The sequence below is a fragment of the Agrobacterium sp. NPDC090283 genome (genome assembly GCF_044769685.1).
Classification (GTDB): Bacteria; Pseudomonadota; Alphaproteobacteria; order Rhizobiales; family Rhizobiaceae; genus Agrobacterium.
Map to the genome: position 1 here is coordinate 1 of NZ_JBIVYG010000040.1, position 6,431 is coordinate 6,431.

Sequence of the window (6,431 nt, forward strand, 5' to 3'; positions counted from 1 at the left end):
CAAACACGTCAGGAACGGGATGCTGTCGCCCGTCGAGTTCGAGAAGCAGCAGAAAATCTAACCCGAGGGTGTCTACGAAACTCGGGGCTATTCATTCCGCCAGCAGCATATTGAACGAGTCTGGAGAATTTAGCATCGATGCTATTGAAGCTCAGCTTGCACATCTCGATACGCGCGCGGTTAGACGTATCTACAATCGGGCCACATATTGGGATGAGCGAGTGAAGATGATGCGGTGGTGGGCCGACTTCCTTGAGGAGGAGAGACTTAAGCGCCCTCTCACGCTGACCCGCCTGAGGGAATGATGCCGTTGTCGCCATTGTGGGCTTATGCATCTTACGATGCTCACGCTATATTTTACGCGTTTCGATCTGCAAAACTCAATTTTTGATTGATAATTTTGGATGAATTGTTAAGGCTCTTTTTGGCAAATGGGGGCATTTGATGCAAAGCGCAGATCACGAAAATTCGGACCTTCCCAAAAATATCCGGGCAGGCAAGGATGCCGGTCAGACGCGTATCCATGCCATTGGCCATGCCGTATGGCTTATGTCGCGTTCGCCGCTCCACAAACATCTGATGATCACTGATATTGAATGGCTTGTAACGCCTCCAATTATGTTGGGGCAGTTCCATTTGTGGGAACGTGCCGGCAACCCTTACGGATTTGCATCGTGGGCATTTCTTGGAGACGAGGCAGAAGAGCGAATTGTGACGAACGGCATCCGCCGCCTGATGCCAACAGACTGGAAGTCTGGCGATCAATTGTGGCTGATTGATTTCATATGTCCCTTTGGCGGTCAGGAAGGATTGATCGAAGAACTGAAGACACGGGTTTTATCAGCTCAACGATTTAAGATGTTGCAGGCGGCGTCGGGTGGACGAAGGGCGGTCGTGGAATGGTAGCAAAATCAACATCTACGATTTGCCTACAATGAACTGAAGATACTCCCGAGAGAGTGTGTGTAAGATGCCAAGTTAGGTTGTCAATATTATCGCTTTTTTAAGATATATTTTTTGAAGAGAATATATATCCAGTGGTGGAAAAATGATGTGGAAAGTTTCAGGTTTAGAGGGAATTCCAACTAGTTGGAACGGGAGTTTTCTAGTCGTGGATCCTGTGACTGAAGCTATTTCGGCGGACCCCCGAAAAGATGTCGGGGTGTATAACTCAAATTTATTAATATTCGATCTTGATAAAACCACAGATGACGTTCTGGTTGCCGCTTCTTGGCAGGAGGCTGCTGGCAAGCGAAATAGGACGGCTGAACTCCATCGCTTAAAGTATAAACACATTATTGCTTCTATAATTAGCGATGCCGATCTAACAAAAAAAATTACAGATGACTGGTTCAGTTTAAATACCATGCAAAAAATTGGTAAAGGGGAGCATTACAATGCTGAAATGGATTACATGATGGAACTATACGCTGCCTACGGCGGCGATGATTTAAATGAAGCAGCGATGATTATTACTAATTGTCTAAATAATATAAAATCTAATTTGGTCTGCCTAACCCGATTCGAAGAAGCTGTTAAGCAATTTTTCCCGATTTACTTCCGTATTTTAGGATGAGGTGTATTGATGTCAGAATTGGCTTTTGTAGATACAAATGCTTTAATTTATCTGGGAAAAGAGCAGCTCGAAACAAAAAATCCTGCGCTTGATTCCCTTTTTACTCCAAATAATATCGTTGTTATTACTTCAACGATTCTTGCTGAAGTGACGCGCGGAGGCTACCCTGATGGGGCGCTTGTTGCTGCTTGGATTGCTAAAGGTCAAGCGTTGGGGAAAATACAGGTAGTTCCCACGCCGCAATTTCTTCCCGGATCTAGCAACGGTGAGAGAAGCATGGTCGCGGCGTCGGAGCAGTTCGGCGATTCACCGATATTTTTTGTTTCGAATGACAATTATTTTGCCTCGGTAGAGCTCGGAGCAAATCAACGATATTACAATCCTCAGGAATTTCTTCTGAAGAGTTTTTTTGATGGCGGAATAAGTGCCGCGCAATACTTTATCACTGCCGGAAATATTTTTTTATATAGTGGCATACCTCCGATTGCTGTGCCGGGAACTAATATAGTTGGTTCAAATGGCGCGAGAATTGACACTAGCGACCCCGCAGTTGTTATTGTGACGGACGCGCAAGGTAATGTTCATAATTTCACACCTTTCGACAAATTTAGAATTGATCCAGATGGTTCAGTACATCATCTCGGCATTTTCAAGCCTCAAGATTACTGTTTTTCCGCAGGAACTCTGATTGAAATGGCGGACGGTACGCAGCGTCCGATAGAGACGATCTGCGTTGATGACATAGTAATTGCCTATAATAGCTTTGGCGAACTGATACCAAGTAGGGTCGTTCGCCTGTTTCATAATATTACCGATAAATGGATCGAACTTCGCTTTTTATCTAACCCAGATGAACAAGTGCTATTAGTCACTCCTGGTCACAGGTTTGCGACTGGCAGCGGTAATTTCGACGCTATCGAAAACTTGATCGACTGGAATACCGGATCTGGCCGCTTGCTATCGAAGGATGGTTCGCCAGTTTCAGTCACGGCTCGTCGAATTTTTTTAGATGAAAAAGACGTAACTGTAAAAAAACTGATAGATATTTCAAATGTTTTTTCTTCTTCTGAAGATATTCGTAAAACATTCAATTTTGAAGTTGAAATATATCATACCTATATTGCGAATGGCATACGCGTTCACAACGACTCTCTGTTTCTCCCACAAACAGATGAAGCGAGACTTGCTGACGACATTCTAGGTCAGATTTCAAACATCATTTTCGCTGATAATCCGTGGCAGAACATCTTGATCGGGTCGGCCTTGCGGACGTTTGGGACTGTCGCTGGAGATGCACTCCTCGGTGTCGATGATTTCAGTAGTGAACTTTTGCTAGGTCGTTATGCTCACAACGTCATTGGAAGCGTGGGGGGATATGCTGGCCGCGCGTTGGTTTCCGCGCTGATTGACGACGCAGATATTGATCCGGCACTTGCAAGCGCATTGTCAATCTTTGCCCAGCAGGCGGGTTCCAATCTGGCCCAGCTTGCCGCATTGGAGTTCCTCGCTGCAAACGCGGGTGGCGTTGTTGCGGTTCAGGCACAACATGCGCTCGACAATTCTGCCAATGGCTTCAATTTCGGCGAGATTATTGCATCAGCAGGCTTCGCAGCGCTAGGATCCTATGCCGGGTCACAACTAGCCGATTTGCTCGATATGGATCCAGAGCTCGCGGCACTTGTCGCAGGTCCGACACAGGCTGCAATCGTCAAAATCGGCGACAATATTATTGCCGGCAATCCCTGGAATGTGGGCGTCTCAAGCTCCATGCTGACCTCGCTTGGGAGTGTGGCGGGAACGATCCTAGCCAACAATATCGGAAACTTCGATACTTACACTGAGCAGGTTGGGTCAAATATCGGCTCCAATATCGGCGCATTCATCTTTAGTTCGCTTGGACCTGTTGGAACGTTTATAGGATCTCTTTTGGGAGGTCTGCTAGGCGGACTTATCGGAGGGATATTCGGCGACGATCCTGAAGGGTTCGCTGATGTCGAATTCAATACGCTCGAAGATCTGTATCGAATTTCGAGGGTTTACGGCGAAGATCGCGCACACAAAGACGTCGCACGGGATTTGGCCGAAAGTCACATCAGCATTGTAAAGTCCATTCTCGATCTGGTGGATGGGGACGTGCTCGCCGGTAACGTCGCGCGCTTGACCTTTGGTTTCGTCGAAGAGGATTTTTCCGTCAAAATTGACGGTAAGGAATATAATCTCGGGTCGGATGCCAAAAGCACTATCAATATAGGTGTGTTCGAGGCGTTGCGATCCATGCAGATAGCGGGTGGCGATGTGTATGCGCGCCGTGCAATCCATGCGACCCTTGAAACCTATCAAGAATGGTCGATCAAGACCGATGGCGCGACTGCTATTCCCAGAACGGTGATCGATCCGACAGGCGGAAGCGCAAATGCGCAAGAGACGTCCAGTTCCGATGCTCTCAACCAGTTAATGTCCGCATTGATGATTGCCAAGGAATATCAGAACTATCTGCGGAACATTTCTGCGATCAATGCAATTATCGCTGCCGATCCGAACAGTGAATTCGCCATCGGCTGGCAGATGACGCTTGCGCAGGTGTTTGCCCTTGGTATTCATCAGCGATCGGAAATCGACTGGACGGGTGGCTGGGACTGGTGGTTGCAGCATAATGCTGTCACCAGCGATAAAGTCGTGTTCACCTATCTTGATGGAGAACGCTGGTTCGTACTCGGGGCGGATTCGCCAGCAGTTATTGCGGATACGATAGCGCCGGGACAGAAAGACACGATTAGCGGCGGAGATCGTTCTGATTATATATTTGTCGATGGCGACAGGTTTGACGGCGATGTTTCGCAATCCGGTAAAGCCGGCGAGTTCATCGGTTTTAACGGCTTTGACAGGGCTGGCAAAACCGAGATTGGCTTTGCCGCGCGGATAAACGGTGGCGCAGGTGACGATCAGATCTACGGCGGCGACCTCGGCAATGATATGTTTGGTGGTGCCGGTAACGATCTTCTGATTGGTGGAAAACTCGATGACTGGCTGTTCGGTGGGGATGGAGACGATGTTCTTCTCGCTGGCGGTGGGCTTGGTGACGTTCTGGACGGAGGGTCTGGAAACGATCGCTTATTGGGCGACGATTCCGAAGACTGGCTCTTAGGCGGTACCGGCGACGATATCCTGCGCGGATTTGCTGGTGACGATATCCTGGAAGGCGGAGCCGGTCGTGATATATTGATCGGCGGCGATGGCTCGGACAGATATGTCTACCGCGTTGATAGCGGTGTAGATGTGGTGACCGACTCTGGAGTGACCGGAAACGATGTCATCGTATTTGGAAACGGCATTCTTCCCTCTGACCTGATCATCCACCGTTCGGCAGTTGGCGATGATCTTATGATCCGGATCAACGGCAACGATTCAGCGCTTCTCGTCATCACCGGTGGCTTTCTGACCGACTTCAGCGGTATCGAACGCTTCGAATTTGCCGATGGAACCGTGTGGTCAAAGGGCCAGATAATTTCTGCGATTGCGCAGGGCGGCCTTCCTTCGCTTACAAATATCGGCGATGGAGCATCCAGCAGCATTGCAGGTACGTTCGGTGATGATGATTTGGCCGGTGCGGATGGAGACGATATCCTCCGGGGAGGTGTCGGATCTGACGCCTACCGCTTCAATCTCGGTGATGGGACGGACACCATCATCGACCTCGGTTTTTCTCGCGACATCGACCGAGTGGTGTTTGGGGCCGGTATCGTCCCTGCTAATCTGCTTCTGAGCAGGGATTCTGCCAATAGTTCTGTGCTTGTGATTGGCGTTGAAGGCACGAACGACAAGCTTTCGATCCATTACGGGAATCCCGATTTTTCGGATGGCATTGAATTGTTCGAATTTGCCGATGGGACCCGCCTATCCTACAGAGAGCTTAACAAGCTTTACATCAATCAGAACCAAACGACAGGTAATGACGTTCTGGTCGGCGGGTTCGCTGACGAGATATTGTTGGGTGGCAAGGGTAACGACACACTGCGCGGCGGCGGTGGATATGATCAACTTGTTGGCGGAGAAGGCGACGACACCTACCTCTACCATCGAGGTGACGGGTACGTCGTCATTTCAGAGAACTTGGGTTCGGATAAACTGGTTTTCGGCGCAGGCATTTCTTACGAGGACGTCCATTTGTCAGTGGGTGGCAGGGATGACCGTTCGCTGCTCATTACATTCCGCGGGATGCCTGGACGCATTGAGGTGTTGGGCCAACTGTCTAGTTTCCAGGTCGAACAGTTCGAATTTGCGGACGGAACAATCTGGTCGGCACAAGACATCAAAAATGCACTCGTCGTGAGAGCTACGGACAGAAACAATGATTATATCGTGGGCTCGTCGCAAGCAGATGTGCTCAATGGCAGCGCGGGTAACGACCGAATCTACGGTTACAACGGTGCAGATCAAATCCGGGGCGGAAAAGGGGACGACATCCTCATCGGCGGCTCGCACGACGACAATTACTACTACGATCTTGGTGATGGAAATGATGTAATTGTAGGCAGCCAGAACGACGGAGACAACGACAAACTGGTTTTCGGAAGCGGAATTTCGCTTAGCAGTTTGGTCTACAGTCAAGACCCACTTGCGGCTGCAGTTGGCTGGATAAACTTTAACGATGGCACGCGTGTGACGCTATCGGGCCTTGGTAACAATTATGGAAGCGGTATCAACAGCATCGAAACAGCAAATGGTAACGTACTGGTGGGTGAGCAGATACTCGACCTTTTCCGATCGTCGTGGATGAGCGCAAATAAGGACGTGATTCTCGGTTTTGCTACTGCCGACGTGATGAGCGGCGGTGAAAGTGATGACCGAATGTATG

The 6,431-nt window shown here is 49.1% G+C and carries 3 protein-coding genes; all 3 read left to right on the forward strand.

Features of this window, described 5'->3' with window-relative positions:
• The first annotated feature begins 444 nt into the window (after positions 1-444).
• Positions 445-906 (forward strand): toxin-activating lysine-acyltransferase, encoded by a 462-nt coding sequence (locus ACIQUH_RS27640; RefSeq protein ID WP_400821345.1) that lies wholly within the window; start codon positions 445-447, stop codon positions 904-906.
• Positions 907-1,048: 142 nt separating this feature from the next.
• On the forward strand, positions 1,049-1,576 hold the full coding sequence (locus ACIQUH_RS27645; RefSeq protein ID WP_400821349.1) for a hypothetical protein: 528 nt from the start codon (positions 1,049-1,051) through the stop codon (positions 1,574-1,576).
• Positions 1,577-1,585: 9 nt separating this feature from the next.
• Positions 1,586-6,431, forward strand: a 4,846-nt coding sequence (locus ACIQUH_RS27650) for a calcium-binding protein (protein WP_400821351.1), incomplete at its 3' end; no start/stop codon positions are given.